Genomic DNA, 26780 nt, shown 5'->3' with positions numbered 1-26780 from the left:
GTTTACTTGTTTCTTTACATTTGAAAATTAGCTCTATAAAATAACACTTTATCTTTTAAATTAGCATAATATGTTATACTATATAACTGTGTTATTTAATTAGTATAACTTAAATAAAATTTAGGAGGAATATTGTGTGGCGAGAATAGCGATTAATGGTTTTGGAAGGATTGGACGTTTGGTTTTTAGAAAAGCTTTAAGTAATCCTGCCTTGCAAATAACTGCAGTTAATGCTTGCTATCCTGCAGAGACGTTATGTCACTTAATTAAATATGATACCATCCATGGACCATTTAGAGGTGATGTTAAGGTATTTAATAATAACTTATTAGTGAATGGGAATGAGATAAAGCTGTTCCAATCAAGAGACCCACTAAAGCTTCCTTGGGAAGAGGAGGGTATCGATATCGTCGTTGAAGCTACTGGGAAATTTAAGACAAGAGAAGGAGCTTCCTTACATTTAGAAGCTGGAGCAAAAAAAGTAGTGATAACAGCCCCAGGTAAAGGGGAAGATGCAACTATAGTGTATGGTGTAAATGAAGACAAATATAATTCAAAACAACATCATATTATCTCAAACGCCTCTTGTACAACAAACTGTTTAGCACCAATTGCAAAAGTACTAAACGAATTCTTTCACATTAATTATGGATTAATGACAACTGTCCATTCTTATACAAATGATCAAAAAAACATTGATAACCCTCATCAAGATTTAAGGCGGGCTCGCGCATGTGGTCAATCAATTATTCCAACAAGTACTGGTGCAGCAAAAGCTATATCAAAAGTTTTACCAGAGCTAGAAGGGAAATTAAATGGCCTAGCACTTCGTGTTCCTACCCCAAATGTTTCACTAGTAGATCTAAATGTTGAAGTTAATCAAAAAGTGAATAAAGATTTGATTAATAACGTTTTTCAAATAGCATCGGAAAAAAGCATGCGTGGAATAATTGATTATACTGATTCGCCTCTTGTGTCTTCAGACTTCAATGGAAATGAGCATTCAGCCATCATTGATGGGTTATCTACATTGGTGATAAACGAACGGCAAGTGAAGGTGTTAGCTTGGTATGATAATGAATGGGGTTACTCATGCAGAGTCGTTAATTTAGTACAACATATTGCTGAAAAACTAAAATTTGATCTCCAAATAAATGCCTCCTAGGGAATAGGAAAAGAAGCAATTACAAACCATAAAGGTATTCCTCCTCTTATGAAATAGTCCATATAAGTTTCATTCTTTCCTGAATAAAAGCAAGAAATCATGTGATAAGGAGGAGTTAATGTGAATACCTTTGGACGTCATGTTATTGCTGAGTTATGGGAGTGTAACAGTAATAAACTTAATGATAGGGAGTTTATTGAAAGGTTATTTGTTGATGCTGCCCTTGAAGCAGGTGCAGAAGTAAGAGAGGTGGTATTTCATAAATTTGCTCCTCAAGGTGTAAGTGGAGTAGTTATTATTAGTGAATCCCATTTAACGATTCACAGCTTTCCGGAGCACGGATATGCTAGTATTGATGTGTATACTTGTGGGAACTTAGATCCTAATATTGCAGCAAATTATATATCGAATGAGCTTAGTGCTAAATCCTCTGAAGTAGCGGAGATTCCAAGAGGCAAGGGGCAAATAAATTTTTTGGAAAAAACAACACTTAATATGTAAATGAATTAATTTTAAGAAGGTGATTGTTCCACCTTCTTTTTTTTTAATAAATAGTAGTCCACGGCAAGGGAGGTTGTTCAAAGGTAATTTATAAAATTTTCACTTTGAAAGTTGTCTAGGAGACTGGATGTCGATGATTTAACCTAAGAACGCCCACGTCCTGTGGGCGTTCTTAGGTTAAGTTAGGCCGCCCTGCGCTTTTCTTATTTATTGGATGCAATTAATTGTGTCAAAGTTATGGGCATGGCGCAATTAAGGTGAGAGTTGGCGAGATTATGGCAAGAATCGGCGCGAATAGTGCATGAACTGGCGCGATTAAACAAAGAATCGGCGCAATTACAACGAAAACGACACATTGGTCCTGAAAAAGAAAGATAGACCTATGAAGCAAAACAGTATTATACTTATAGAGGATGTTCAAAAAAGTCCGGGAAAAATATCTGTCGAATCTCTGCGTTGGCTTGCTTTTCCGTTCCTCACGTATTAATAGAATACGCTAAGGTCCTCAAAGTTGCGCCGCCTTGATCTTTCGACGCACAGGACGTGCTAGTGTCGGCGTTGCAACAGGACGTTGTGACTTTAGCCGACTCGGCTATTTTTGTCCTCCTTTTTGAACACGCACTTATTATTATATATATTTACGAAAACTGACAAATTTCCATAAGATATGAATTGAATAACCGACAGTTTCTTGCTATTCTTAGTATTGGTGAGGTGGGTAAAAATATGGGATTTTTATATACATTAAAAAAGATCTTTAGTAAACGAGCAGAAACCAAAGAAGATCATGTAGACGAAAAACTTAGAACACATTATTACAAAACAACGAAAGACAGATTAGTTAAAGAATTAGAAGAGATAATTAATAATCAAAAGGGCTTTGAAATTAAATCCTATGCGGAAAATCATGGTGAGCTAGTGGTTGAAATTAACAAAGGAAAACGAGCAATTATGGTTATTACTGTTATAATGGTTAAACCATTTAGAACAGCAGTTGATTTCTCTGTTACTTCAGAAACAGGAATAATAACAGATTTTGGTGCAAGTAGAAAGTTAATTTACTTCTTGTACGAAGATTTAAACAAAAAATTTGAGCTTGTAGGAACAGGCTTAGGCAATGAATTAATGAATTAGTACAATTCATAGACGAACAATGGAGATGATCGGTCATGTTATGTCCAAGCTGTCAGCATAATGGTACGAAAGTTTTAGACTCTAGGCCAAGTGATGAAGGCCGTTCTATTCGACGAAGACGTGAATGTGAACAATGTAGCTATCGCTTTACTACTTTTGAACGTGTTGAAAAAACCCCGTTAATTGTAGTGAAAAAAGACGGAAATCGTGAAGAATTTAGTCGTGAAAAAGTACTTCGTGGCATTATTCGCGCTTGTGAAAAAAGGCCAGTCCCTTTGGAAAAACTAGAAAAGATAGTAGAAGATGTTGAAAAGCAAATTCGAAATCAAGGTACAGCAGAAGTGTTAAGTAATGATATTGGAGAGTTGGTAATGGAGCATTTAGCCATGTTAGATGATGTAGCTTATGTTCGGTTTGCTTCCGTTTACCGCCAGTTTAAAGATATTAATGTATTCGTCGATGAATTAAAGGAATTATTAGATCGTGAAAATAAGAAAAAATAATACTACAACATATGGAGCGAAAAAACGCTCCTTTTTTTCACTGTTCTGGACTATTTATACTGTCCATTGATGAGTTAAAGTAATATTAAACTTAGAAAGAAAAGGTGATATGTATTGCATTGGAAAGAAGTTTTGCCCTCCGATAAATATATTGCCTACATGGATGACAGGCTACATGAAACAGATAGAGACACGGTAACGTTATTATATCAACCTCTTATTGGAGCATTAGCATATAGTTTATATATGACGTTAGTAAGTGAAGTTTGTAGGAATGATGGCAAAAAAGTTGAGCAAGCCCATAAAGCATTAATGATTTATACAGGTAAGAATTTAGATGAAATTTTTCAAGAAAGAAAAAAGCTTGAAGCAATTGGTTTAATAAAGGTGTACCGGCAAAAGGTTGGAGATGAATTTATTCATTATTATTCAATTAAAGCACCAATGTCACCTGAAAACTTTTTTAAAGATGATATGTTAAGTGTTTTTTTGTATAACCGAATTGGAAGCAAAGAACAGTATATTAAACTGCGAAATTCTTTTCGCATTGATCGGTTGGAAGAAGAAGGAGAATATGAAAACATTACACGATCTTTTGATCAAGTATTTACATCCTTACACCCATCAGAAATGAGTAGCAATCATCCTGAAGTGATTGATGCACTTACATTTTCTGAAACATTAGAGGGAAGACCTTCCCACGGAGAAAACTATGGTCTTATGGGCTTAGATTTTAATTACGAAGCTATGCTAGCTTTTTTACCTCCCTTTGTACCTAAACAGCAATTGACCTTGAAAAAAAATGAACAGCTAATCAGGAAGTTAGCGTTTTTATATAAGATAGATGCAAATGAAATGAGTAAGGTTATACAAGATTCTTTCCTTCATATGGATGAATTGGATTTAATGGAACTAAGAAAACAAGTGAAGTTACGCTACCGTATGAAGGAAGTAGATAAGCCACCTAGACTTGGATTAAGAGTTCAGTCAGAAGAATTAAGAACCTCAAATAAAGAACCTATGACAGAGGAAGAAAAGCAAATTCATTATTATGAAACGACGTCTCCGATAGAATTCATGGAGGAGTTGGGTGATGGAGCAAAGGTGTATCCTGGAGATGTGGATATTGTAGAACAGATGATGTTTGACTATAAGCTTGAGCCAGGTGTTGTCAATGTTTTACTCGAATACTTATTTTTCATGCACGATAAAAAGTTAATTAAAAACTTAGCTTTCAAAATTGCTAGTCATTGGAGTCGTGCTAAATTAAAAACTGTAAAAGAAGCTATGACCTTTGCTAAAAAAGAGTATGAAAAGAATGAATCTGTTCGTCAAAAGCAAAGTCAAGAACCGAAGAACAATGGGAAATCATATTCCAAATCCAAGTCTGTGAAAGCTGAACCGTTACCAAAATGGATGACAGATGAAAATTGGAATAAGAAGAGTGTAAATAATAACGAATGGATGGAAGCCAAAAAGAAAGTTGAACAATACAAAGAAATGTTAAAGAAATCTAAGGGGGAGGGATAAAGGATGGATAACGTAGGGAATATGCTAAAGGGCATGTCTGGTGGCAATTTTGAGAAACGATTTCAAGAGATGACTAGTAAAATACTTCAGGATCCTCGGATTCAATCCATTTTATCTTCATTCCCAGAAGTATCAGAAAATCAGGTGACTAGAGGGATGAATGAACTGTTTCAGTATAAGTCACAATGGGAAAATTGTGATCAGTGTCCGGGCTTGGACGCATGTCCAAATTTAATACAAGGTTACCAACCTGAAATAACGATCTATCAAAATGATTTTCAATTAGAATACCAAATTTGTTCATTAAAAAGAAAAGTAGACGAAAGAAATAAACATGCTTCGTTAATTAAAAGCTTATATATTCCGAAAGAATTAACAGAAGCCACCTTCGATGACATTTTTCAAGATGATCCATCTCGCACGGAGGCCATGGCAAAAGCTATGGAATTTATTTTTAATGTTAATCCAGGTGAAAATGGAAGAGGTTTATACGTCTATGGCCCCTTTGGAGTAGGTAAAACGTTTTTAATGGGGGCTATAGCAAACGAGTTAGCGAATAAGCAGATAGAAACAATGGTTGTATATGCACCAGACTTTTTCAGAGAATTAAAAAATGGAATTTCTGATGGTTCCTACCAAAGTAAACTAGATCGAGTTAAGGAATCACCTGTGTTAATTTTAGATGACATTGGTGCTGAGACAATGTCGAATTGGATACGTGATGATATTTTAGGAGCTTTACTTCAATTTAGAATGATGGAACAGTTACCAACACTTTTCACATCTAATTTTGATTTAGATGAATTAGAATATCATCTATCCTATACGCAGCGTAGTGGAGTAGAAAAGATGGATCAATTAAAGGCTAAAAGAATAATGGAACGGATTCGTCATTTGAATGATGTGGTTGATATGAATGGTGAAAATAAGCGTGCATAATGTGGTAGGCCTAAGATAAATTTTATGTTTTTTTAATAAAGGTTCTGTTAATCTTTAGTGTTAATTTTTATTAAAATCAACACTATCCTTTAACATAGCCAAAATAAAAGAAATTAAAAGTTTTTTACAAGGTAATTACTAGTTTAATATGTTACGATAGTACTAGATCTGTTTTTTAGTTTCGAGAAACGGGGGATAAACATGAGTATTGATCAAATCCTTGATCGAGCAAGGAATGGGGAACGTATCTCTGTAGAAGATGCTGTTCGTCTATATGAAAGTGATGAAATTGAAAAAATGGGAGCTGTTGCAAACGAAATTATGCAAAAATGGCACCCAGATCCAGTAACAACATTTGTTATAGGACGTAATGTAAATTACACAAATTTTTGCGATACGTATTGTCGCTTTTGTGCATTCTATCGTCCTCCAGGACATGAAGAAGGTTATGTATTAGACAATGAAGATATCTTTAAGAAAATACAAGAGACGATAGATATCGGTGGGACGGAAATATTAATGCAAGGTGGTACGAACCCAGACCTTCCTTTTAGTTACTACACGAATCTATTAAAAGAAATTAAGAAACGTTTTGATATCACGATGCATTCCTTTTCACCTGCAGAAATTTATAAGATGGTAGAAGTATCTGGATTATCTTTAGAAGAGGTGTGTCGCCAATTACATGAGGCTGGTTTAGATTCACTTCCAGGTGGTGGGGCTGAAATCCTTGATAATCGTACGAGAAAGCGAATTAGTCGCTTAAAGGGTACATGGGAAGAATGGATCGATTGTATGAAAACTGCTAAAAAAGTTGGAATGCATGGAACAGCAACGATGGTTATTGGGTTTGGAGAGACATTTGAAGAAAGAGCTATGCATTTGCAACGAGTTCGTGATGCTCAGGATGAGGCGGAATGCTTCTTAGCATATATTTCTTGGTTATTCCAACCAGATAACACGAACATGAAGGGGGACAAGCTAACTCCAGAAGATTACTTAAAGAATGTAGCTATATCTCGTATATTTCTTGATAATATTCCTAACTTCCAGTCTTCTTGGGTTACGATGGGACCTGAGATTGGGAAAAAGTCGTTATCCTTTGGATGTAACGATTTTGGAAGTACAATGATAGAAGAAAATGTTGTGTCAGCAGCTGGTGCCACTCATAAAGTAAATACAAATTTAATTCTTCAATTAATTCGTGAAGCTGGGAAAGTTCCGGCGCAGAGAGATACTAAGTATAATATCCTTCGTACATTTGAAGGGGAAGCAAGTGCTGAAAAAGATTTTGTTATGCAAAATTAATTCTTAATAATATTATGATATTGTTTCCAAAGGAAATGGAAACATTAAAGGGTGTCCCAAATACTTTGGAGACGCCCTTTAGTTGTTTCAAGAGGTACGAAAGTGCTGACGTTCGTCCAGTTGATAACGAAGTAAGCCAAGTTTTTCTTATTGATGATTCATATTTATACGACTCCTCCATATATATGTATTAGATGTATGCAAAGAGTTGAAATTGACAGAAGAAATCAAACTTCCCAAGACTCTCAACTCGATTGCACGATTGGGAGGGGCTGCCGTTGATAACGATTCAATTTAAAGATTTATCCTTGTGTAAAGCTTTCTACAATCAATTGCTAGACTCAATGGATACATATGTTGGTGTGAAGGACGCAATTATGATGGAGCAATTTGGCGATTACACCAACCTTTGTATTGATTTTTCTGCCATAAATGGGGATGAGGTCGGAATTAGAGAAAAGGTAGCATCTATTTTCACAAACATGACGATGAAAGAAATTCTTCCTATTTGGTTTGAAGAGTGGTTAAGAGAAAGCTATTATTATAAGGATCCAGATGAAATTAAATTGATTATTGAACATGCAAGAGAACTAATGTATCACTCAAATTCAGAGGTTTCATTAAAAGACTTATTTTTGAAATTACAGAGGGAAATGTTTTATCTCTATGATCAGTTTATTCATCATTCTGTTCATTTTTCTTTCGATTCATTTTTACGGTTTCGATTACGGAAGATTAAGAACAAAGTAGTAGAGATTGTAGAAAAAGCAATTGATGAACATAAACTAGAGCACGATTATCAAATTATGGTAAATACATGTCGCCAATTCTTACAATCTAATCCACCAAGAGTTAAGGTAGTATATTTATTTATGGAAAATGAAATGATCATTACAGATTCAAATGGAGAAAGTATAACGGCAGAACAAATAAGTTCATGGCTAACACATGAGTTGTGCTTTGAGGAGCCATTACCGTTATCTGAAAGAGTGGTTGGTCCTCTAGTAAGTATTGCTCCAGACAAATTAATTATTTATCCTAAACAGCATCATGAAGGTTTATTACAGACACTATTAACTATATTTGAGGAACGAATTGAGCTTAGGGAAGAAGTTGTGAATGATATTTCTGATCCTTTGTAATGAGCAACAAATATTAACATGAAAAGAAAAGGACATGCCCAATTTAATAACCTTTATATTTATTCAATTGCATTGATATTTATATTTTTCTTATGAAGGCTTGATTTTCTTGTTTTTGATTATTATAATACTATCCATAAGGAAACAAGGAATCAGTGATGATGAGGATATGAGTAGCTTCAAACGACTTTCAGAGAGGGAAGACAAGGCTGGAATCTTCCTAGTACGTGAAATTACTTACCACCTCTAAACTTCAGTACAGAACGAGTAAGAGTCAGTTTCTACTCTACTATGTATTGACGGGAACTCGCCGTTATGGAGAAAATGAAGCTAAAACAGCTTAATAGGTATAGCTGTTTAGGAAATAGGGTGGAACCACGTGTCCTACACTCGTCCCTTGTCTTGAGGGACGGGTGTTTTTTGTGTGATTGACGGACACTATCCTTTCGGTGAAGTAGTAGGTTGTAACGAATGAATACTAGATCTATATTATGAATAGCTTTTTTCAGGGAAATAAATTTAAAAGGAGTGTAACGAAAAATGGCAGTTGCTGAACAAATCGTAATGACATTTCCAGACGGAGCAAAGAAAGAGTTTACTAAAGGAACAACAACAGAAGAAATAGCTAGTTCTATCTCCTCTGGACTAAAAAAGAATGCTCTTGCAGGAAAAGTGAATGGACAACTAATTGATTTAAGAGAACCAATTCAAGAAGATGGGGAACTAGAAATAGTTACATATGATTCAAATGAAGGGTTAGAAATTTTGCGTCATAGTACTGCCCATCTTATGGCACAGGCTGTAAAACGACTTTTTGATGATGTAAAACTTGGGGTTGGTCCTGTGATAGAAGGGGGCTTTTACTATGATATTGACATGCCTCATACCCTTACACCAGAGGATCTTGAAAAAATAGAAAAGGAAATGAAACGAATTGCTGACGAAAACTTAGAAATTCGTCGTGTAGAAGTTAGTCGAGAGACAGCTGTTAATAGATATAAAGAAATTGGTGATGAACTTAAGCTAGAGCTTTTAGAGGATATTCCTGAGGGAGATACGATCAGCATTTATGAACAAGGGGAGTTTTTCGACTTATGTCGAGGAGTACACATTCCATCTACTAGTAAAGTTAAAAAATTCAAGCTCATGACAGTTAATGGAGCATACTGGCGTGGTGATAGTAAAAATAAAATGCTGCAAAGGATTTATGGTACTGCTTTTCCAAAGCAATCACAATTGGATGAGCATTTACGTTTACTTGAAGAAGCAAAGGAAAGGGATCATCGTAAACTAGGCAAGGAGCTAGGTATTTTTACGATTAATCAAAAGGTTGGACAAGGCTTACCATTGTGGCTTCCTAAAGGGGCTACTGTTCGCCGTACCATCGAACGGTATATCGTAGATTTAGAAGAGAGACTTGGATACGATCATGTTTATACGCCAGTATTAGGTAGTGTTGAGCTTTATAAAACCTCTGGACACTGGGATCACTATCATGAAGATATGTTCCCTGCAATGGGAATGGATAACGAGGATCTTGTTCTTCGACCAATGAATTGTCCACACCATATGATGATATACAAAAATCAATTACACAGTTATCGGAATTTACCCGTTCGTATTGCAGAATTAGGGCTTATGCATCGCCATGAGATGTCGGGAGCATTAGCTGGTTTACAGCGTGTTCGTGCCATGACATTAAATGATGCTCATATCTTTTGTCGTCCTGATCAGTTAAAGGATGAGTTTATTCGAGTTGTTGAATTAATACAAGCAGTTTATAAAGACTTTGGTATTAACGACTATTATTTCCGTCTATCTTATCGTGACCCTGATGATAAAGAAAAATATGTAGATAATGATGAAATGTGGGATAAAGCTCAAGCAATGCTTAAAGAAGCAATGGAAGACATGAAGGTTGACTATATTGAGGCAGATGGGGAAGCAGCATTTTACGGACCTAAGCTAGATGTTCAAGTGAAAACAGCTTTAGGAAAAGATGAAACACTGTCTACTGTTCAATTAGATTTCCATCTTCCAAATCGCTTTGAGCTCACGTATGTTGGAGAGGATGGAAAGGAGCATCGTCCAGTTGTTATTCACCGTGGAGTTGTGTCTACAATGGAACGTTTTGTTGCTTTCTTAATTGAAGAATATAAAGGAGCTTTCCCAACCTGGCTTGCTCCAATTCAAGTGCAAGCAATTCCAGTTAGTGACGTTCATATGGAATATTTAAGAAAAGTAGAAGATGAATTAAAACAAGCTGGTGTACGAGTAAAAGTGGATGTGCGAGATGAAAAGTTAGGCTATAAAATTCGTGAAGCTCAAATGCAAAAGATTCCATATATTCTAGTTCTCGGTGATAAAGAAATTGAATCTAACAGCGTAAATGTACGTCAATACGGTGAAAAGGATTCTTCTGCAGTTACATTAGAGGAATTTGTTGCATCTATTACGGAAGAGATTCAAACTAGAAAAAATAAAAGTTTGACTTAACTTTTTGTATATGATACATTATTCAAGTGAACAAAATAGGAAACAAAGCAAGAAGGAGCGCCCGCTTCTCACCTGATTGACGCTTAAAGTTAGCAGGTTAACATGAAGTGATAAACACGTATGTAGAAGTGTGGGCGATTAATGCACCCACACTTTTTTTTATGCTAACATCAGTAGAGGTTTACAAAGGTGTTATGATCACATCTTGCTTTGATCCCCAATAATTTATGGAGGTGGCTCAACATTAGTAAGGAGATGATCATTAACGACGGAATACGTGCAAGAGAAGTACGTTTAGTCGGTGCTAACGGTGACCAAATTGGAGTAAAAACGAAGCAGGAAGCATTAGAAATGGCACAAAATGCCAATCTAGACCTTGTTATGGTAGCTCCGAACGCAAAACCACCAGTTTGTCGGATCATGGACTACGGAAAGTTTCGTTACGAGCAGCAAAAGAAAGAAAAGGAAGCTCGGAAAAACCAAAAGATTATTAATACGAAAGAAGTACGCTTAAGCCCAACGATCGAAGAACATGACTTCAACACAAAACTTCGTAATGCACGTAAGTTTTTAACTAAGGGTGATAAAGTAAAAGCGGCAATTCGATTCCGTGGACGTGCAATAACGCACTCTCAAATTGGAAAAGTTGTTCTCGAAAAATTAGCGAAGGAATGTGAAGATATCGCTACGATCGAGCAGAAGCCGAAGATGGAAGGTAGAAGTATGTTCCTCATCCTTTCACCAAAAGCAGAAAAATAAATAAGTTGATTGAACCGATTTATTTCTAAATTTAAGACAACAACAACTTTAAATAATAGGTTTCAATACACAAGATTATGAAATTCGCAGATAGGGAGGAAACCCAAGATGCCAAAAATGAAAACTCATAGAGGCGCTGCAAAGCGTTTTAAAAAGACAGGAACAGGCAAATTGAAGCGTTCCCATGCATATACTAGCCACTTAGCAGCAAACAAATCTCAAAAGCAAAAGAGAAAGCTTCGTAAAAGCGGTTTAGTAAGCAAAGGTGACCAAAGACGTATTGGAAATATGATTTAATAAGATTTCTTCATGTTATAGAAACATGTGAAATTTTCAGTCTACAGTTGACTACTTAGAATTGATATTGAAGGAGGGATTACGATGGCTAGAGTAAAAGGCGGTTATGTTGCACGTCGTCGTCGTAAAAGAGTATTAAAACTTGCAAAAGGTTATGTAGGTTCAAAACATAGATTATTTAAGTCGGCACAAGTGCAGGTAATGAAATCATTCCTATATGCTTACCGTGATCGTAGACAAAAGAAGCGTGATTTCCGTAAATTATGGATTACACGAATCAATGCTGCAGCACGGATCAACGGACTTTCATACAACCGTTTCATGCACGGATTAAAGCAGTCTGGAATTGAAATGAACCGTAAAATGCTTGCTGATATCGCTGTTCATGATGAAAAAGCATTTGCTGACTTAGCAGAAAAAGCAAAAACAGGATTAAAATAAGTTTGTATGCTTCTAACAATTAAAGGTCACTCTCATTAAGAGAGTGGCCTTTGTTTGTTAGACCGTATTATAAAGATAATTTATAAGTTTTTTCTACCGTTGTCTAGCTCCATCGACTTGCGCTTTTCTTACTGTTGACATGACTACAGTCTTACAGTAAATTTGGGATCACAAGCTTATTTAACATGAATATGCTTTGTAGGAAGGAAAGAAATAGTTGAATATGTTTTTATCGACAAGTTTTATTATATATATTGTTCTCATAAATATTACTGGCTTTATTTTTATGGGTATTGATAAGCAGTTAGCAATAAAACAAAAACACCGTATTTCAGAAAAGACTCTTATGTTCATTGCTATTTTTGGGGCATCATTTTTTATGGTTATTGCATCAAGACTATTCCGCCATAAAACGAGAAAGCCTATGTTTAGCTTTGGGTTACCACTTATTGCACTTATTCATATTTTACTGATAGTATTAGTATTAACATAAAAATTTTAATGATTAATTTTAGAAAAATAGAAAACATAGAATGAAGTGAATAACATAGACATGTTATGAGAGAGGAGGATGCACCATGAATATGTTCAACCAAGCAATCCCTCAAGTCATTGAAGAAGCAGGGTGGTTAGGCCCAGTTTTATTTATCATTTTACACTTAATAAGACCATTTTTATTTTTACCAGTTATTGTGGTATGTGTTGCGGGAGGAATATTATTTGGGTTTTTGCACGGGACTATTTATTCTATTATTGGGCTCTCCCTCATGAGTTTTTTCTTTTATAAGCTTGTAGATATATTTCCTTCCTTTCGAAATAGAATTAGTGATTTAAAAGGTAAAATTATGAAAGATCGGACCCTTACTTTAGGGCAAGTAATGATTTTACGTATGATGCCATTTGTTCATTTCCACCTACTTTCTCTATACTTAATGGAAATGACATCATCCTTTAAAGAGTATATGCGTTATTCAATCGGTGGAGTTATTCTACCATCATTAATATATACTGCATTTGGTCAGGCCATAACGGAAATGCCAATATACGTTTCCATTGTATTCTTTGTTTTATTAATTAGCTTATTTGCTTATTTAGGAAAAAAGGAAACTATAACGTATAAATGGAGTCGTTTTTTTCCTAACAAATCTACATCAACAGATTAGTTTTGTCACGAATCTAGAAGTGAAAATAACTAAAGGAGCTTTTAAGAGTAATCTTTAAAGCTCCTTTTATTTTTTTTGCTTTTCTTTTATTGATGTAATGATCTCCTTTACAGATTCATTTTTTTGCTGAAAATAATCTTTTAAGGGGCAGGAAATTGTATTTAGTCGATCTAACATTGTATAAAGTTGATAATTATTTGGATGAAGATTTTTATTTACTTCCTCCCAATATAAAGGAGCAGCAACTGTAGCTCCTTCTACTCCACGCAAGGAATAGGGACATATAATCGTTTTTCCACTCCAGTGTTGTACGAAATCAATGTATAATTTATTCTTTCGTTTTTTCTTCATTCGTTCTACAGTAAAATCATTCGGGAATTTTTCAACTAAATAGTTTGCAATAAATTCAGTGAAATATCTCGTTTCTTTATATGTGAGTTGTGAATCCATAATGGGAATGTGAATTTGAATCCCTTTGTTCCCTGATAATTTAGGGTAGCTAGTTATTTGAAATTTTTCAAACAGCCTGTGCATTTCCATAGCCCCTTTTATAGCAAGAGGAAAATAGTCTTTAGAAGGGGGATCGAGATCAAAAACAATTTCATTAGGATTGGAGCTTTTAATTGTATTAAAAGGAACATGAAATTCTAATGCTAACTGATTTCCTAGCCATATTAATGTGGAAGGATCATTACAGACAATGTAATTTATATTGTCCTCTTCAAAGGTAGTAATAAAAGGTGGGGCATAATCAGGACAATTTTTTTGATAAAATGCTTCATCATGTACTCCGTGTGGGAACCGAAGTACTGTTACAATACGATCATTCAAAAAAGGTAAAATATATGGGGATATCTCATATAAATAGCTGATATATTGGTCTTTATTTACGTAGGGGTTATTCCAAATAGGTTTATCAGGACTTGTAATTTGAATGCTTTTGTCTATATGTCCATTCATTAAAAGTAATTTTCCCCATGTGCACGTCTCCCAGCTCACATCGGTCCTAAAAGTAATAAATTCAGGACTTTCTAAATTCTCATTTTCAACGTGTGAAAATGTTAACTCCACACATATCCCTAATTCAATTTTAACGTGTTGTTGTCGAACACCTTTATTTTTATTTAGAATAAAGGTTTTTAACGTGTGCTTTTCTTCCTTTGATAAACCATTACTGAATGTGCCAACTTCCGTTAACTCATTATTCTTTAATACTCCAACTGTAAATTCATCCAATTTTTGATGATAGCCTGTAACGATAAAAAGGCCAGTATAATCTTTTTTTATTTTAGGAAACAATGTATTTTTCTTTGTTGTTAATTTTTTATGACTCATTTTTTCATCCTTTTATAGTTCTTACTTATTTGTTAGTTAATCTACATTCCTCTGGTGGGACGTTTACGAAAGCTTGGATACTAGGCTGACGTATGGATCCTCCCTTTGGCCATTCGATAAACTGGATCTTAACTGTTAATTTTGGTTGAAGCCATTTTGTATTTTTTCTTCTTTCTGGTTCATTTATAAATGGGCGAGTTTCCATAATTAACGGTTCTACAAAATCAGTAATCGTCCTCCAATCAGACACAGATAATTTTCCAGTACCAGCGTGTCCTATATAATGAAGGTGTCCATCCTGATCATATAAACCTAATAATACTGCATTTACAATGCCGTTACGGTATGTTACTCCACCAATTACAGCAATAACATCTTGAAAATTTTTAATTTTAAGCCATGCCTCATCTTTTCCACCTAGCTTGTATGATGAGGTTAATTTTTTCGCTAGAATTCCTTCCATTCCCTTTTCCTTTGTTACGTCAAATAATGTATTGCCATCATCGTGAGATGTTGTTAATTGCACATGATTATTAGGCTTTATAATGGATGCGAGAATCTCTATCCTTTCTGTTAAAGGAAGGAGATTTACCCACTTACCGTTCAAATAAACAATATCAAAAACCATATAGTAAACAGGGACTTCGTTTATCATATGCTGTACACGATCCATTCGACGTATTGCGTCTCGACGCATTACTTCACGGAAAGAGGGGTGGCCATGTTTATTTAGTGCGATAACCTCTCCATCTAGAATGACACTTTTTGCATTACAGTAGGAGGGTAAGTCAATCAGTTCTGGGAAGTGGTGTGTTCGTTCATTCTGCTTACGATTACGTAAATTAATTTCTTTTCCATCAAAATAAGTAAGTATTCTAACACCATCCCATTTGATCTGATATATCCATTCCTTTTCGTTTGGTATTTTAGTGGAGCTAATCGGTTCAAAGGGTATGATTGGCTTCATCTTTAAACACCTTTATGTTGCCTTTTTTGTTTGTTTTTTTGTCGTTTTCGAAGGAGTTGCTTTTTTGGTCGTTTTGGTTGCTTTTTTCGTCGTTTTAGCAGGTTTAGCTTTTTCAATACTTTTTTCTAATGCTTCCATTAAGTCAATGACATTGGTTTGTTCCTGTTTTGTTACCCCTTTATCTTCCTCTACCTTTTCACGAATAAGCTCTAAAAGTTCGAGTCGATAGTCATCTGTGTATTTCGTAGGGTCAAATTCAGCTGTGAGATGTTCAACTAATGTTTTGGCAGTAGCTAATTCCTTATCTTGAATGGTTGTCTCATCTGGTACATTTGGTACGCCTTTTATATCCCTAACTTCATCAGGGAAATGAAGTGTTTCCATTACGATGGTGTTACCATATACACGAATTGCAGCTAAATTTTCTTTAGAACGAATGGTGATTTTAGCTAGTCCAATTTTATTCGTATCAGAAAGAGTTTTCCTTAATAAGGCATAGGCTTTTGATCCCCCTTCGTTAGGGCTTACATAATACGTGCGATCAAAATAGATTGGGTCAATTTCATCTAGCATAACAAAATCAATAATTTCTACAGCCTTGTCCTCTTGTTCTTTTTTTAGTTTTTGAAGTTCTTCATCATCTAAAACGACATATTTTCCTTCTGTATATTCATACGCTTTAACAATTTCTTCATTTTTTATTTCTTTTCCACATTCTGAGCACGTACGTGCATATTTGATTGGAGCATGACAATCTTTGTGAAGATTTCTAAGTTTTACGTCTTTGTCTTCAGTTGCAGCATGTAACTTAATAGGTATATTAACTAATCCAAAAGATATGGTACCCTTCCATATGGTGTGCATGTACTAATTCCTCCTTTTAAAACTACTTCGTGTATTGCTTAGTATGTTCCAGTTTATATGATTAAATTATGATAAGTAGAGCTTTAAATTCCATTTAGGATGAGAAAAAAGTGAAAACAGTATGTGTGATTATTCGTAAGTTGATTGGAGGTGACTGTTTATGAAAAATTATATAAAACATTTCTTTCAAACATTATCTGGTATTATGGGTTTAATTTTTACGTTAAGTTGGTTAGGGATAGGTAGTGAGTATGTGAATGAATATTTTAATACATTAACTATTTTACTAATCGTAGGAGTTATTGGAAGTTTTATTATGGGAAGGTTAGGAAATAAAATATCAATAAACGATTTAGAAAGAAAGATGCTAGAGGAAGATATCAACGTTCACCTCGCAAATGAAATACTATCTTTATTACATACAACGAAGGAAAGACATGGAGAGAAAGAATTTGATAAAATAATGCGTAACTTAAATTTTAGAGTGCCAGAAGAACTCCTAGACGAAAACAGAGCTATCTATTTATATGGAAAGTATCAATTTTCGATTGAAGAAGTCGTGGATAGTTTAGAACAAGAATTACAATTATCTTGGGAAGTTCAAACAGAAGATATTCAACATTTAGATGAAAAAGCAAGAAAAGTGCAGTTAGCAGTTGGTCAAAAGCTGACAGATGCAGTCCATGATTTATTAAATTAATCATGGATGTGTGTGGTCGCTGTATTGTACTATGCTATTTTGACGATGGAAAACACAAAAAGGCTTAGATAATTTCTTAGTCTAAGCCTGATTGGTATTAGTAATTCTCCAATCTCCTTATATTATTATTGATTATTTTTTTCCATTCTTTTTAATAACTTATTGATAGGATTTTTCCATTCAATTTCTGCTTTTGGATAGTGTATTAATATCTCTTTTTCGATAAAATAAAAATCCCTTTTACTTAATCCTTGTAATTTATCTGTATCCTCTGTAGAAATCATAATGGAGGTTACCTCAAGAGATTCTTCTGTAGCCCCTAAAAATTTTTCTCCTTCAAACATAACATTGCGATAAGTGAATAATAAATTTTTACGGACATTATCCGCTTCATCGAGAATGAAGAAATCACCACGAAGGTGAGCCGCTTCTAATTTCCGACGTGGATCAAGTAAATATTTGCCGATACTATACACAATGATTCCTATTGCAATAAGGAGGAACAAGCGAAAAAGGATCACCGTCATGACCATCTCTCCTTTAAATACATTCTTAGTTTCATCTATTCCCATCTTGAAATGTAAAAAATCCATCATTTAAAGAAGTGAATACAAGTTATTTTCTATTGTATACGAATAAAACAAAATAAGGTTTCATCTATTTTCACTTTTGCTATAATAAATGCAAAAGTTTTTTAAAATTTTTGAAGAGGAGTTTTCTTATGGACTTTACAAATCTTTATAATAAACAGCGAGAGTTAGATCATTATATCGAAACAAAACATGGATTGCAGGAAAAGGATTTATTGAACCAAAAGCTTCTTGCTTTCCATGTGGAGGTTGCTGAATTAGCAAATGAAACCCGTTGTTTTAAATTTTGGAGTGAAAAAGCTCCATCAAGTGATTCAGTCATATTAGAAGAATATGTAGACGGCATACATTTTATTTTATCTGTTGGATTAGAGTTTGGCTATGAAAATATTGTGTCAATTGACCTTCTACCAGAAAATAAAAAAAGTGGAGAAGACCTAGTTCCTTATTTTTATGATGTCATAGAAGCTGTTTCAAGTCTGCGGTTAAATGGTGCAGAGAAGAAATACATAACTTTATTTCAATCTTACTTAAAATTAGGTTCGGCCTTAGGGTTTACTGAACAAGATATTATTTTTGCCTATGAAGAAAAAAATAAAGTGAATCATACCCGTCAAGATCAAGGATACTAAGACATGATATGGTCGTTCTTATTTCGTATACCGAAATTTGAGAATGCTGTTAAATATCGTTATAATTAAAGTTGGTATTATTTTTTTATTCACTACCAATAAGGAGGTACACTATTAATGGATGAAGTATTAAAAATGCTTAAGGATTTAACAGATGCAAATGGAATTCCAGGTAATGAAAGAGAGCCGCGAGAGGTAATGAAGTCGTACATAGCTCCATATGCTGATGAAATGGAAACGGATAATTTAGGTAGCTTGATTGCCAAAAAGGTTGGAGATGAAAACGGACCTAAAATTATGGTTGCAGGTCATTTAGATGAAATTGGATTTATGGTTACACACGTAGATGAGAAAGGGTTTGTGAAATTTCAACCTGTTGGAGGCTGGTGGGAGCAAGTGATGCTAGCACAACGTGTGACGATTATGACACGGAACGGTAATATTCCTGGTGTTATTGGTTCTAAACCACCACATATTCTCCCTCCAGAAGCTCGTAAAAAACCAGTTGATAAAAAGGATATGTTTATTGATATAGGGGCTTCAAGCAGAGAAGAGGCAGAGGAATTTGGTGTTCGCCCTGGTGACTCCATCGTACCAGTGTGTGAATTCACAGTTATGAAAAATGAAAAAATGCTAATGGCTAAAGCTTGGGATAATCGTATCGGTTGTGCTATTGCAATCGAAGTTCTTCGCCAGCTTAAGGATGAAAAACATCCTAATATCGTTTATGGTGTAGGGACTGTGCAAGAAGAGGTTGGTTTAAGAGGAGCTAGAACGTCTGCACATCATATTCAACCAGACATTGGGTTTGGTGTTGATGTAGGTATTGCAGGAGATACTCCTGGTGTAACACCAAAGGATGCCTTAGCTAAAATGGGAGATGGACCTCAAATTTTAGTTTATGACGCGTCTATGGTATCTCATAAAGGGTTACGAGATTTTGTAACAGATACTGCAGATGAAAAAGGGATTCCGTATCAATTTGATTCTGTTGCAGCAGGTGGAACGGATTCTGGAGCTATTCACTTAACTGCAAACGGTGTACCTGCTTTATCAATCACAATTGCAACACGATACATTCATACTCATGCAGCTATCCTACACCGTGATGACTTCGAAAATGCTGTGAAACTAATTGTAGAAGTAATCAAAAAGTTAGATAAAAATACAGTAAACACGATTACATTTCAATAGTCAAAAGGTTTTTTAACTAATAGTTGGTTGTTCAAAAAAATAAGAATAATAAAAAACCGGGTGTTTGCCCGGTTTTTAAATTATTTACTGAAGTCCCTTTGAGATTTGGTTTAAAACATTTTGTTTATCTTCTTCACTTGCATTTTTCCAATAAACCTCAAATAATACACCTAATCCAGGTAACATTTTCTCTTCTCCACTTTGTACAGCATCTACAATCGTTTCTTCTACTTCTTCTGCACTATTTCCAGAAACGTTTTGGAGGATTGCTCCCCGTAAATTAAAACTCATGGTCATCGTCCTTTCATAAAATTATGAATCAAAATAGACAACCTCATCGAGTTTGGTTGCTTATTCTGTTATAGTATGAGTGATAAAGAGTATGAATATGTGAAAAAAAGGGAAAAATTAAGAGTATTTTCAGGGTAGCCATAAAAGTAACACGCTTTGTTTTTGTAAAGAGGGGAGAGAAAAAAGAGATGGAAATAATTGAATCAATTCAAAATCCAAAAGTGAAAACATGGAAAAAACTTCATTCGAAAAAAGGAAGAGAAACAACAGGAACCTTTTTAATAGAAGGGATACACCTCATTGAAGAGGCGCTAAAAGCATTTATTCCAATGAAAGAATTAATCATCAACTCAGAAAAAGAAGTCCCTAGCGAATGGAAAGTTTCAAATATTCCTCATGTTTTCGTGTCCGCAAAAGTATTAAAAGAAATATGTGAGACAGAAACACCACAAGGCTATGTAGCTGTTTGTGAACTTCCAGATAATAGAAATGTATTACTTGAAAAGGGGAAATTCTTACTTATTGATGGAGTACAGGACCCAGGGAACGTTGGTGCAATAATTCGTACTGCAGATGCAGCAGGGATTGACGGTATTATTTTAGGGGAGGGAAGCGTGGACCCATTTAATGGGAAAGTAATAAGATCAACACAAGGTTCCTTGTTTCATTTACCTGTTCAGAAGATGAATCTAGAGGAAGCTTTACAAATTTGTAGGGAAAATCACATACCGATTTTTGGAACTACTTTAACGGGGAGTACATATAATGCAATTGCTCCACAAGAACACTTTGCTTTGATTGTTGGAAATGAAGGAAGTGGTGTTCAGGAAACATTATTAAATCAATGTGATCAGAATTTATACATACCTATCTATGGGAACGCGGAATCCTTAAATGTGGCAATAGCAACAGGAATATTGTTATACCATCTTAGAGGTTAGGGAAAAAGAGAGTAATTTGTCAAAATGATTTGCTTAAATGTGGAAAAGCTTATATAATTATTGAGGAAAATGACTGAAATAAAAAATCAAAAAATCAAAAAAACAATGATAGAGAGTAGTAAGCTGATTTTGTTCATAATCAGGGAGGATTCGCCTAGACTGGAAGCGTTTCTATATGAATACAGCTGAATTCACTCTGGAGTTGGCATTGGAACATAAAATACATTTAAGAGGTATTTTGTTAAGATGACCCGGTTGAGAAGTCCGTTAGCTTCTATATGAGTGAATGAAGAGCATGTTTTTTCATTAACAAGGGTGGTACCGCGAGCTTTCGTCCCTTATGGGAAAGAAGGCTCTTTTTTATATCTATTTATATAAAATTAAATGATTTGCTTAAATACAAAGGAGGAAATGACATGTTAGACCGTCTACAAGAATTAAAGGACGAGGCCATTACAAAAGTAAAAGAAGCAGGGTCTTTAAACGAATTAAGAGACATTCGTGTTACTTACTTAGGAAAAAAAGGTCCAATCACAGAAGTATTAAAAGGGATGGGAAAGCTTCCAGCTGAAGAACGACCAAAAGTTGGACAAATGGCAAACGAAGTTCGCGAAGCTGTAGCATCTTTGATAGCGGAAAGAGAAACAAGACTTGAAGAAGAAGCCCTTACTGCTAAATTACAGAAAGAAAGTATTGATATTACCTTACCTGGTAGACCTGTGAATAAAGGGAGTCGTCATCCTCTAACATCAGTTATTGAAACGATTGAAGATATTTTTATAGGGATGGGATTTACAGTTGCAGAAGGTCCAGAAGTGGAAACGGATTATTATAACTTTGAATCTTTAAATCTTCCGAAGGATCATCCAGCGAGAGATATGCAAGATACTTTCTTTATTACAAATGAACTATTATTACGTACACAAACTTCTCCAGTTCAAACGAGAACAATGGAAAAGCATGAAGGAAGAGGACCTGTCAAAATTATTTGTCCTGGTAAAGTATACCGACGTGACGAAGATGATGCGACACATTCCCATCAATTTATGCAAATTGAAGGGCTATTGGTTGATGAAAATATTCGTATGAGTGATTTAAAAGGAATTTTTGAGCAATTCGTAAAGCGATATTTTGGAGAAAACCGTGAAATTCGCTTACGACCAAGCTATTTCCCTTTTACAGAGCCATCAGCAGAATTAGATGTATCCTGTGCTATTTGTGGTGGGAAAGGTTGCCGTACGTGTAAGCAAACAGGATGGATTGAAGTATTAGGTTCTGGAATGGTTCATCCAAATGTTTTACGTATGAGTGGTTTTGATCCAGAAAAATATACAGGCTTTGCATTCGGTATGGGTGTAGAACGCTTTGCTATGTTGAAATATGGTGTGGATGATATTCGTCATTTTTATACGAACGATACGAGGTTTTTATCACAATTTACTAGAGTTTAATATAAGAAAACGAAGGAGGAACTAACATGCTTGTATCTTATAAATGGTTAAAGGATTATATAGAGATAGATGATCTTACTCCACAGGAAATTGCTGAAAAGCTAACAAGAAGTGGTGTGGAGGTAGACATTGTCCATGAGATGAATCAAGGTGTAAAAAACATTGTTGTAGGAAAGGTACTGGAATGTGAGAAGCATCCAGAAGCAGATAAGTTAAACCTTTGTAAGGTGGATATTGGTGAAGAGGAACCAGTTCAAATTGTTTGTGGAGCAGCTAACGTTGGTGCTGATCAATTTGTAGTTGTTGCGAAAGTTGGGGCAAGATTACCTGGAGGAATGAAAATTAAACGTGCTAAGCTACGTGGACAAGTGTCAGAAGGAATGATTTGTTCCTTACAGGAGCTTGGTTTTGAGGGGAAAGTTGTTGCAAAAGAATTTTCAGAAGGAATCTTTAATTTTCCAACAGAAATTGCACCAGGAACGGATGCATTGGGTCTACTGAATTTAGATGACCAAGTATTAGAACTTGATTTAACTGCTAATCGAGCAGACTGCTTAAGTTTGATCGGTACCGCTTATGAAATTGCTGCTATTTTGGGGAGAGACGTGAAATTACCAGAAGTTACTGAAATAAAAGAAACAAAAGAAAAAGGTTCAGATTATGTCTCCGTGAGGGTGGAAGCAACAGAGGATAATCCGTATTATGGTGCTATTATGATTAAAGATGTGACAATTGCACCATCACCATTATGGTTACAAACAAAGTTAATGGCTTCTGGAATAAGACCAATTAATAATGTTGTTGATATTACAAACTTTGTATTGCTTGAATATGGTCAACCACTACATGCTTTTGACTATGAACGTTTTGGATCAAAGGAAGTTCTTGTTCGTCGTGCGAAGGATGAAGAGAAAATGACTACATTAGATGATGTAGATCGTACGTTATCTTCAGACTATTTGGCGATTACGAATGGAACGGTACCTGTAGCATTAGCTGGAGTAATGGGTGGTGCAGATTCGGAAGTAAGTGAGGACACAAAGACTATTTTACTAGAAGCCGCTTATTTTAAAGGTACAACCATTCGTAAGGCGTCTCGTGAGCTAGGTCTTCGAAGTGATGCAAGTTCCCGGTTCGAAAAAGGTGTAGACCCTAGTCGTGTGAAAAAAGCAGGCTTACGTGCTGCAACTATGATCGCTGAATTAGCAGGTGGTACAGTTTTATCAGAAGTGGTTGAACATAATAATTTGGATGTAACACCTAAAGAAATTACGATAACGTTAGACAAAATTAATGGTGTTTTAGGAACATCCATTACAAATACTGAAGTGAATGATATTCTCCACAAGCTACAATTTGATTTCGAGGAGGATAACAATCAATACAAAGTATCTGTACCTACAAGACGTCAAGATGTTCAAATTCAAGTTGATATCGTGGAGGAAGTAGGCCGTTTATACGGATATAATAATATTCCAACCACCTTACCAAATACAGCAACAACACCTGGTGGATTAACTTCTGTTCAGGCTAATAAGCGAAAGGTTCGACGCTTCTTAGAAAATGTTGGACTACATGAAGCGGTAAGCTATTCTTTAACAACAACAGAGAAGGAATCTCATTTTAAAGACGAAGGAGGCTATCGAGTAAAGGTAGCATCTCCAATGAGTGAAGAACGTAGTACCCTTCGAACTACATTACTTCCTCATTTACTTGATGCATTAAGCCATAATAAGAATCGAAATATTTTAAATGTGAACCTGTACGAAATGGGTTCGGTATTTTCTACAGAAGAACAAACGGTGACAAAGCAACCAGAAGAAACAACCTATATTTCTGGTGCTATTATGGGTCTGTGGCATGAGCATAGCTGGCAAGGTGAGAAGAAACCAGTAGATTTCTACGTACTTAAAGGAATGGTAGAAGGTCTATTAGCTCAATTAAATGTAATAGATAAAGCTGAATTTATTCAAGGTGAAGGTAAAGGATTTCACCCAGGACGCACTGCGAAGCTATTAGTGAATGGTGTGGAAATAGGTATCCTAGGTCAGCTCCATCCTTCTGTTGCAAAGGAATGGTCTTTAACGGAAGTTTATATGTTTGAAATAAATCTTCATCGTCTACTGATGGAGGAAGTGGAAGCCATTCGCTATACTCCTATTCCACGTTACCCAGCAATGGATCGTGATATTGCTCTTGTTGTAGATGAAGGAGTTCAAGCTGGGGTTGTTGAGAGTTTAATAAAAGAGTTTGGTGGTCAGCTAATTACACGAGTTGCACTGTTCGACTTGTATCAAGGAGAGCATTTAGAGAAAGGTAAAAAATCATTAGCGTTCTCTTTACGTTATCAAGACCCTGAAAAAACGTTAACAGAGGAAGAGGTTACGAAGGTTCACGAAGCAGTTTTAAATGGATTAGAGGAAAAAATAGGAGCTAAGCTTCGATCATAGGAACTGTAGTGTGAAAAGGAAAATTATAGAAGGTGTCCTACTGAGAATAAACTCAAAAGGACACCTTTTCTACAAAATAAAAGGAGGATTTTTGATGAAAATCGCATTTATTTCAGATATCCATGGTAATGCAATTGCACTTGATGCAGTCCTTCAAGATATACATAACAAAAATGTTGATAAAATCATTGTTTTAGGAGATATAAGTTATCGAGGTCCAGAACCAAAGCGCGCCTTAGACATAATTCGTTCACTAAAAACAGATGTCATTAAGGGGAATGCAGACGAATGGGTAGTTAGAGGTATTAAAGAAGGGGAAGTACCTGAAAAAGCTAGGGAAATGATGACGAAAGAACGGGATTGGATTGTTAGTAAGCTTGATGAACAAGATTTGAATTATTTAAAGACACTCCCAAAAGAACATAGTATACAACTAACAGATAATATATCAATACAAGTTTTTCATGCTACACCAAATAGTTTATTTGAAGTTGTCCTTCCAGATGAGGATGCAGAGGAAATTAAAGAGAAAATGATGGGGCAGAATGATGCATCTATTTATTTATATGGCCATATTCATCAGCCATATGTAAGGTATATTCAAGGAAAAGTGATCGCAAACGTTGGGAGTGTAGGACTTCCATTTGATGGCTTACCACAAGCATCCTATATGCTTGTTGAAGAAAAGGAGGGTCAATTTAATATAACAAATCAAAGGGTAAAATACGATATAGAAAAAGTTGTAAAACAATATCATGATTTAGCTTATCCAAATGCAACATTTATGTCACAGGTTATTAGAAACGGAAGCCTTAACTAAAAGTATGTGAAAAACAATTTTCATTTTCCATATGTAGATTATGAAGGATAGAGACCAAGACTCTATCCTTCGTTTATGACTAATTATGGCAACATGTTCATGGCTTTTTGTGTATTTGCAAAATGCCATTTAGTACAACTAAATAACGTTTCCTTTCCTCTTTGTTGAAGGATTTCACTTGCGATTTTATCTACGAGATGGCCCGCCCCCTTCGGTAAAGTAATTCCTAATTCAAGGGAAAGCTTATCCATTTCCTTCAAAAATGAATAGCGTGCTAATACTGATGCTGCAGCTACAGCTGGATGTATATTCTCCGCCTTAGTGGCAAAATATAATGGTTTTGACGAGTTCCATTTTTTCCCTTTTCCTTTTAAATAGTCAAAGTATCTATTTGGTTGAACAAATTGGTCAATCAAAACCCCTTCAAATTCCACATTGGTTTCTTCACATTTTTTCAATACATTTTCAATTGCCTGATGGTGAAGCAAAGCCTTCATTTGACCTTGATTCATTCCTTGTTGCTGTAATGTATTATATTTTTCGTTTTTAAGAACTAGTAAGCTATATGTACATTCTTTAACTAAACGGGGAGCAATTTCACGAATGGTATTATCATTAATCATTTTTGAGTCACGAATTCCCCAGCTTTCAATTGTGTTCATTTGTTTTGAAGTCAAATGGGCACAGACGACAGTCATTGGACCAAAATAATCACCGGTACCAGTTTCATCACTTCCTAGTAAAACGAGTTCTTTCACATTATGAGGAGGCTGGTATGAATGGTGATTGACTCCTTTATTTTTGGCTCCATTAGACGATTGTACTTTTGTTATATTGGAAGCACTTGAATTCCAACGGCTAGCTTCCATGGAAGCTTCTTTTCCTTGGAATAGGACTTTACCAGATTTATATGCAGTGATTGAACAGCCAGATGTTTTAGCTGTAAAAACAGCTCCCTGTGGTGGAGAATCTTTTAAATCTTTGGAATAATACTTTTTAATTTTTTCTATATCGGATTTGGAAACTTGAATTACAGCATAGCTCAATTTTCTATCACCCTTTCCTATCAATTTTTTCATTGTACCATTATCTTGAAGTTCTTTCCTACTAAATAAAGAAAAGTGTTTCATTGAACATTATGAATCTTTATATTTCCAACTACTAATC

27 protein-coding genes and 2 other annotated features are annotated in these 26780 nt (G+C 35.2%); of the genes, 21 read left to right on the top strand and 6 right to left on the bottom strand.

Annotated features, from left to right (window positions below):
• Positions 1-136 precede the first annotated feature (136 nt).
• The 14 genes from QA612_RS05625 (at position 137) to QA612_RS05560 (ending at position 13378) form a co-directional block, all read left to right on the top strand.
• Complete coding sequence (locus tag QA612_RS05625) at positions 137-1165, top strand: glyceraldehyde-3-phosphate dehydrogenase (protein ID WP_278282792.1); 1029 nt, start codon at positions 137-139, stop codon at positions 1163-1165.
• Between the two features lie 120 nt (positions 1166-1285).
• Positions 1286-1666, top strand: coding sequence for an adenosylmethionine decarboxylase (gene speD, locus QA612_RS05620; RefSeq protein WP_278282791.1), 381 nt, complete (start codon positions 1286-1288; stop codon positions 1664-1666).
• A 726-nt stretch (positions 1667-2392) separates the two neighbouring features.
• Complete coding sequence (locus QA612_RS05615) at positions 2393-2800, top strand: DUF1499 domain-containing protein (protein ID WP_278282790.1); 408 nt, start codon at positions 2393-2395, stop codon at positions 2798-2800.
• A 35-nt stretch (positions 2801-2835) separates the two neighbouring features.
• A complete protein-coding gene (gene nrdR, locus QA612_RS05610; protein WP_278282789.1) occupies positions 2836-3303 on the top strand; it encodes a transcriptional regulator NrdR in 468 nt (155 codons plus the stop codon).
• 114 nt (positions 3304-3417) lie between these two features.
• Positions 3418-4833, top strand: a complete 1416-nt coding sequence (locus QA612_RS05605) for a replication initiation and membrane attachment family protein (RefSeq protein ID WP_278282788.1) — start codon at positions 3418-3420, stop codon at positions 4831-4833.
• A 3-nt stretch (positions 4834-4836) separates the two neighbouring features.
• Positions 4837-5772 (top strand): primosomal protein DnaI, encoded by a 936-nt coding sequence (gene dnaI / locus QA612_RS05600; RefSeq protein ID WP_278282787.1) that lies wholly within the window; start codon positions 4837-4839, stop codon positions 5770-5772.
• A gap of 201 nt (positions 5773-5973) precedes the next feature.
• Complete coding sequence (mqnC, locus tag QA612_RS05595; RefSeq protein ID WP_278282786.1) at positions 5974-7080, top strand: cyclic dehypoxanthinyl futalosine synthase; 1107 nt, start codon at positions 5974-5976, stop codon at positions 7078-7080.
• Between the two features lie 278 nt (positions 7081-7358).
• Complete coding sequence (locus QA612_RS05590) at positions 7359-8222, top strand: putative sporulation protein YtxC (protein WP_278282785.1); 864 nt, start codon at positions 7359-7361, stop codon at positions 8220-8222.
• Positions 8223-8762: 540 nt separating this feature from the next.
• Entirely contained in the window at positions 8763-10718 is a 1956-nt protein-coding gene (gene thrS, locus QA612_RS05585; protein WP_278282784.1) for a threonine--tRNA ligase, read from the top strand.
• A 43-nt stretch (positions 10719-10761) separates the two neighbouring features.
• Positions 10762-10883: a sequence feature (ribosomal protein L20 leader region), on the top strand.
• A gap of 90 nt (positions 10884-10973) precedes the next feature.
• A complete protein-coding gene (infC, locus tag QA612_RS05580) occupies positions 10974-11477 on the top strand; it encodes a translation initiation factor IF-3 (protein ID WP_278282783.1) in 504 nt (167 codons plus the stop codon).
• Between the two features lie 108 nt (positions 11478-11585).
• On the top strand, positions 11586-11774 hold the full coding sequence (rpmI, locus tag QA612_RS05575) for a 50S ribosomal protein L35 (RefSeq protein WP_278282782.1): 189 nt from the start codon (positions 11586-11588) through the stop codon (positions 11772-11774).
• Positions 11775-11858: 84 nt separating this feature from the next.
• Entirely contained in the window at positions 11859-12215 is a 357-nt protein-coding gene (rplT, locus tag QA612_RS05570; RefSeq protein WP_278282781.1) for a 50S ribosomal protein L20, read from the top strand.
• A 223-nt stretch (positions 12216-12438) separates the two neighbouring features.
• Entirely contained in the window at positions 12439-12708 is a 270-nt protein-coding gene (locus QA612_RS05565; RefSeq protein ID WP_278282876.1) for a DUF1294 domain-containing protein, read from the top strand.
• A gap of 85 nt (positions 12709-12793) precedes the next feature.
• Entirely contained in the window at positions 12794-13378 is a 585-nt protein-coding gene (locus QA612_RS05560) for a TVP38/TMEM64 family protein (RefSeq protein WP_278282780.1), read from the top strand.
• Positions 13379-13444: 66 nt separating this feature from the next.
• Here QA612_RS05560 and ligD read toward each other — a convergent pair whose 3' ends face one another.
• The 3 genes from ligD to ku are packed head-to-tail and all read right to left on the bottom strand — an operon-like array spanning position 13445 to position 16544.
• Positions 13445-14713, bottom strand: coding sequence for a DNA ligase D (gene ligD, locus QA612_RS05555; RefSeq protein ID WP_278282779.1), 1269 nt, complete (start codon positions 14711-14713; stop codon positions 13445-13447).
• 25 nt (positions 14714-14738) lie between these two features.
• Positions 14739-15680, bottom strand: a complete 942-nt coding sequence (locus tag QA612_RS05550; RefSeq protein WP_278282778.1) for an ATP-dependent DNA ligase — start codon at positions 15678-15680, stop codon at positions 14739-14741.
• Between the two features lie 12 nt (positions 15681-15692).
• Entirely contained in the window at positions 15693-16544 is an 852-nt protein-coding gene (gene ku, locus QA612_RS05545; protein WP_278282777.1) for a non-homologous end joining protein Ku, read from the bottom strand.
• Between the two features lie 160 nt (positions 16545-16704).
• On the opposite strand from ku, the gene QA612_RS05540 reads away from it, so the two are divergent.
• Positions 16705-17244 carry a hypothetical protein gene (locus tag QA612_RS05540; protein ID WP_278282776.1) on the top strand — a complete coding sequence of 180 codons (540 nt, stop codon included), beginning with the start codon at positions 16705-16707 and terminating at the stop codon, positions 17242-17244.
• Between the two features lie 125 nt (positions 17245-17369).
• Here QA612_RS05540 and QA612_RS05535 read toward each other — a convergent pair whose 3' ends face one another.
• Positions 17370-17771, bottom strand: a complete 402-nt coding sequence (locus QA612_RS05535; protein WP_278282775.1) for a sigma-w pathway protein ysdB — start codon at positions 17769-17771, stop codon at positions 17370-17372.
• Positions 17772-17965: 194 nt separating this feature from the next.
• Here QA612_RS05535 and QA612_RS05530 point away from each other — a divergent pair, with 194 nt between their 5' ends.
• On the top strand, positions 17966-18466 hold the full coding sequence (locus QA612_RS05530) for a dUTP diphosphatase (protein ID WP_278282774.1): 501 nt from the start codon (positions 17966-17968) through the stop codon (positions 18464-18466).
• Positions 18467-18583: 117 nt separating this feature from the next.
• Complete coding sequence (locus tag QA612_RS05525; RefSeq protein ID WP_278282773.1) at positions 18584-19660, top strand: M42 family metallopeptidase; 1077 nt, start codon at positions 18584-18586, stop codon at positions 19658-19660.
• Positions 19661-19744: 84 nt separating this feature from the next.
• Here QA612_RS05525 and sspI read toward each other — a convergent pair whose 3' ends face one another.
• Positions 19745-19951 carry a small acid-soluble spore protein SspI gene (gene sspI / locus QA612_RS05520; RefSeq protein ID WP_278282772.1) on the bottom strand — a complete coding sequence of 69 codons (207 nt, stop codon included), beginning with the start codon at positions 19949-19951 and terminating at the stop codon, positions 19745-19747.
• 188 nt (positions 19952-20139) lie between these two features.
• Here sspI and QA612_RS05515 point away from each other — a divergent pair, with 188 nt between their 5' ends.
• The 4 genes from QA612_RS05515 to QA612_RS05500 all read left to right on the top strand — a co-directional run bounded on the left by QA612_RS05515 (position 20140) and on the right by QA612_RS05500 (position 25613).
• Positions 20140-20892: a TrmH family RNA methyltransferase gene (locus QA612_RS05515; protein WP_278282771.1), complete on the top strand. Its 753-nt coding sequence runs from the start codon at positions 20140-20142 to the stop codon at positions 20890-20892.
• A gap of 96 nt (positions 20893-20988) precedes the next feature.
• Positions 20989-21234, top strand: a binding site (T-box leader).
• A gap of 74 nt (positions 21235-21308) precedes the next feature.
• Positions 21309-22343, top strand: a complete 1035-nt coding sequence (gene pheS, locus QA612_RS05510; RefSeq protein WP_278282770.1) for a phenylalanine--tRNA ligase subunit alpha — start codon at positions 21309-21311, stop codon at positions 22341-22343.
• A gap of 26 nt (positions 22344-22369) precedes the next feature.
• Positions 22370-24793, top strand: coding sequence for a phenylalanine--tRNA ligase subunit beta (gene pheT, locus QA612_RS05505; RefSeq protein WP_278282769.1), 2424 nt, complete (start codon positions 22370-22372; stop codon positions 24791-24793).
• Positions 24794-24887: 94 nt separating this feature from the next.
• The gene (locus tag QA612_RS05500; RefSeq protein WP_278282768.1) at positions 24888-25613 is read left to right on the top strand and encodes a metallophosphoesterase family protein; all 726 of its coding nucleotides are present in this window, start codon (positions 24888-24890) and stop codon (positions 25611-25613) included.
• Positions 25614-25696: 83 nt separating this feature from the next.
• On the opposite strand, the gene rnhC is transcribed toward QA612_RS05500, so the two are convergent.
• Positions 25697-26659, bottom strand: a complete 963-nt coding sequence (rnhC, locus tag QA612_RS05495; protein WP_278282767.1) for a ribonuclease HIII — start codon at positions 26657-26659, stop codon at positions 25697-25699.
• Positions 26660-26780 lie beyond the last annotated feature (121 nt).

Source organism: Evansella sp. AB-P1 (genome assembly GCF_029688925.1).
Classification (GTDB): Bacteria; Bacillota; Bacilli; order Bacillales; family Salisediminibacteriaceae; genus Evansella.
The sequence above is the reverse complement of the archived record's forward strand: the minus strand, read 5'-3'. Positions and strand labels throughout refer to the sequence as shown.

Excerpts from the sequence above, each read along its gene's own strand:
- QA612_RS05615 (WP_278282790.1), top strand. The coding sequence starts at position 2,393 with ATGGGATTTTTATATACATTAAAAAAGATCTTTAGTAAACGAGCAGAA.
- nrdR (WP_278282789.1), top strand. The coding sequence starts at position 2,836 with ATGTTATGTCCAAGCTGTCAGCATAATGGTACGAAAGTTTTAGACTCT.
- dnaI (WP_278282787.1), top strand. The coding sequence starts at position 4,837 with ATGGATAACGTAGGGAATATGCTAAAGGGCATGTCTGGTGGCAATTTT.
- mqnC (WP_278282786.1), top strand. The coding sequence starts at position 5,974 with ATGAGTATTGATCAAATCCTTGATCGAGCAAGGAATGGGGAACGTATC.
- thrS (WP_278282784.1), top strand. The coding sequence starts at position 8,763 with ATGGCAGTTGCTGAACAAATCGTAATGACATTTCCAGACGGAGCAAAG.
- infC (WP_278282783.1), top strand. The coding sequence starts at position 10,974 with ATGATCATTAACGACGGAATACGTGCAAGAGAAGTACGTTTAGTCGGT.
- rpmI (WP_278282782.1), top strand. The coding sequence starts at position 11,586 with ATGCCAAAAATGAAAACTCATAGAGGCGCTGCAAAGCGTTTTAAAAAG.
- rplT (WP_278282781.1), top strand. The coding sequence starts at position 11,859 with ATGGCTAGAGTAAAAGGCGGTTATGTTGCACGTCGTCGTCGTAAAAGA.
- QA612_RS05565 (WP_278282876.1), top strand. The coding sequence starts at position 12,439 with ATGTTTTTATCGACAAGTTTTATTATATATATTGTTCTCATAAATATT.
- QA612_RS05560 (WP_278282780.1), top strand. The coding sequence starts at position 12,794 with ATGAATATGTTCAACCAAGCAATCCCTCAAGTCATTGAAGAAGCAGGG.
- ligD (WP_278282779.1), bottom strand. The coding sequence starts at position 14,713 with ATGAGTCATAAAAAATTAACAACAAAGAAAAATACATTGTTTCCTAAA.
- QA612_RS05550 (WP_278282778.1), bottom strand. The coding sequence starts at position 15,680 with ATGAAGCCAATCATACCCTTTGAACCGATTAGCTCCACTAAAATACCA.
- ku (WP_278282777.1), bottom strand. The coding sequence starts at position 16,544 with ATGCACACCATATGGAAGGGTACCATATCTTTTGGATTAGTTAATATA.
- QA612_RS05540 (WP_278282776.1), top strand. The coding sequence starts at position 16,705 with ATGAAAAATTATATAAAACATTTCTTTCAAACATTATCTGGTATTATG.
- QA612_RS05535 (WP_278282775.1), bottom strand. The coding sequence starts at position 17,771 with ATGACGGTGATCCTTTTTCGCTTGTTCCTCCTTATTGCAATAGGAATC.
- QA612_RS05530 (WP_278282774.1), top strand. The coding sequence starts at position 17,966 with ATGGACTTTACAAATCTTTATAATAAACAGCGAGAGTTAGATCATTAT.
- QA612_RS05525 (WP_278282773.1), top strand. The coding sequence starts at position 18,584 with ATGGATGAAGTATTAAAAATGCTTAAGGATTTAACAGATGCAAATGGA.
- sspI (WP_278282772.1), bottom strand. The coding sequence starts at position 19,951 with ATGAGTTTTAATTTACGGGGAGCAATCCTCCAAAACGTTTCTGGAAAT.
- QA612_RS05515 (WP_278282771.1), top strand. The coding sequence starts at position 20,140 with ATGGAAATAATTGAATCAATTCAAAATCCAAAAGTGAAAACATGGAAA.
- pheS (WP_278282770.1), top strand. The coding sequence starts at position 21,309 with ATGTTAGACCGTCTACAAGAATTAAAGGACGAGGCCATTACAAAAGTA.
- pheT (WP_278282769.1), top strand. The coding sequence starts at position 22,370 with ATGCTTGTATCTTATAAATGGTTAAAGGATTATATAGAGATAGATGAT.
- QA612_RS05500 (WP_278282768.1), top strand. The coding sequence starts at position 24,888 with ATGAAAATCGCATTTATTTCAGATATCCATGGTAATGCAATTGCACTT.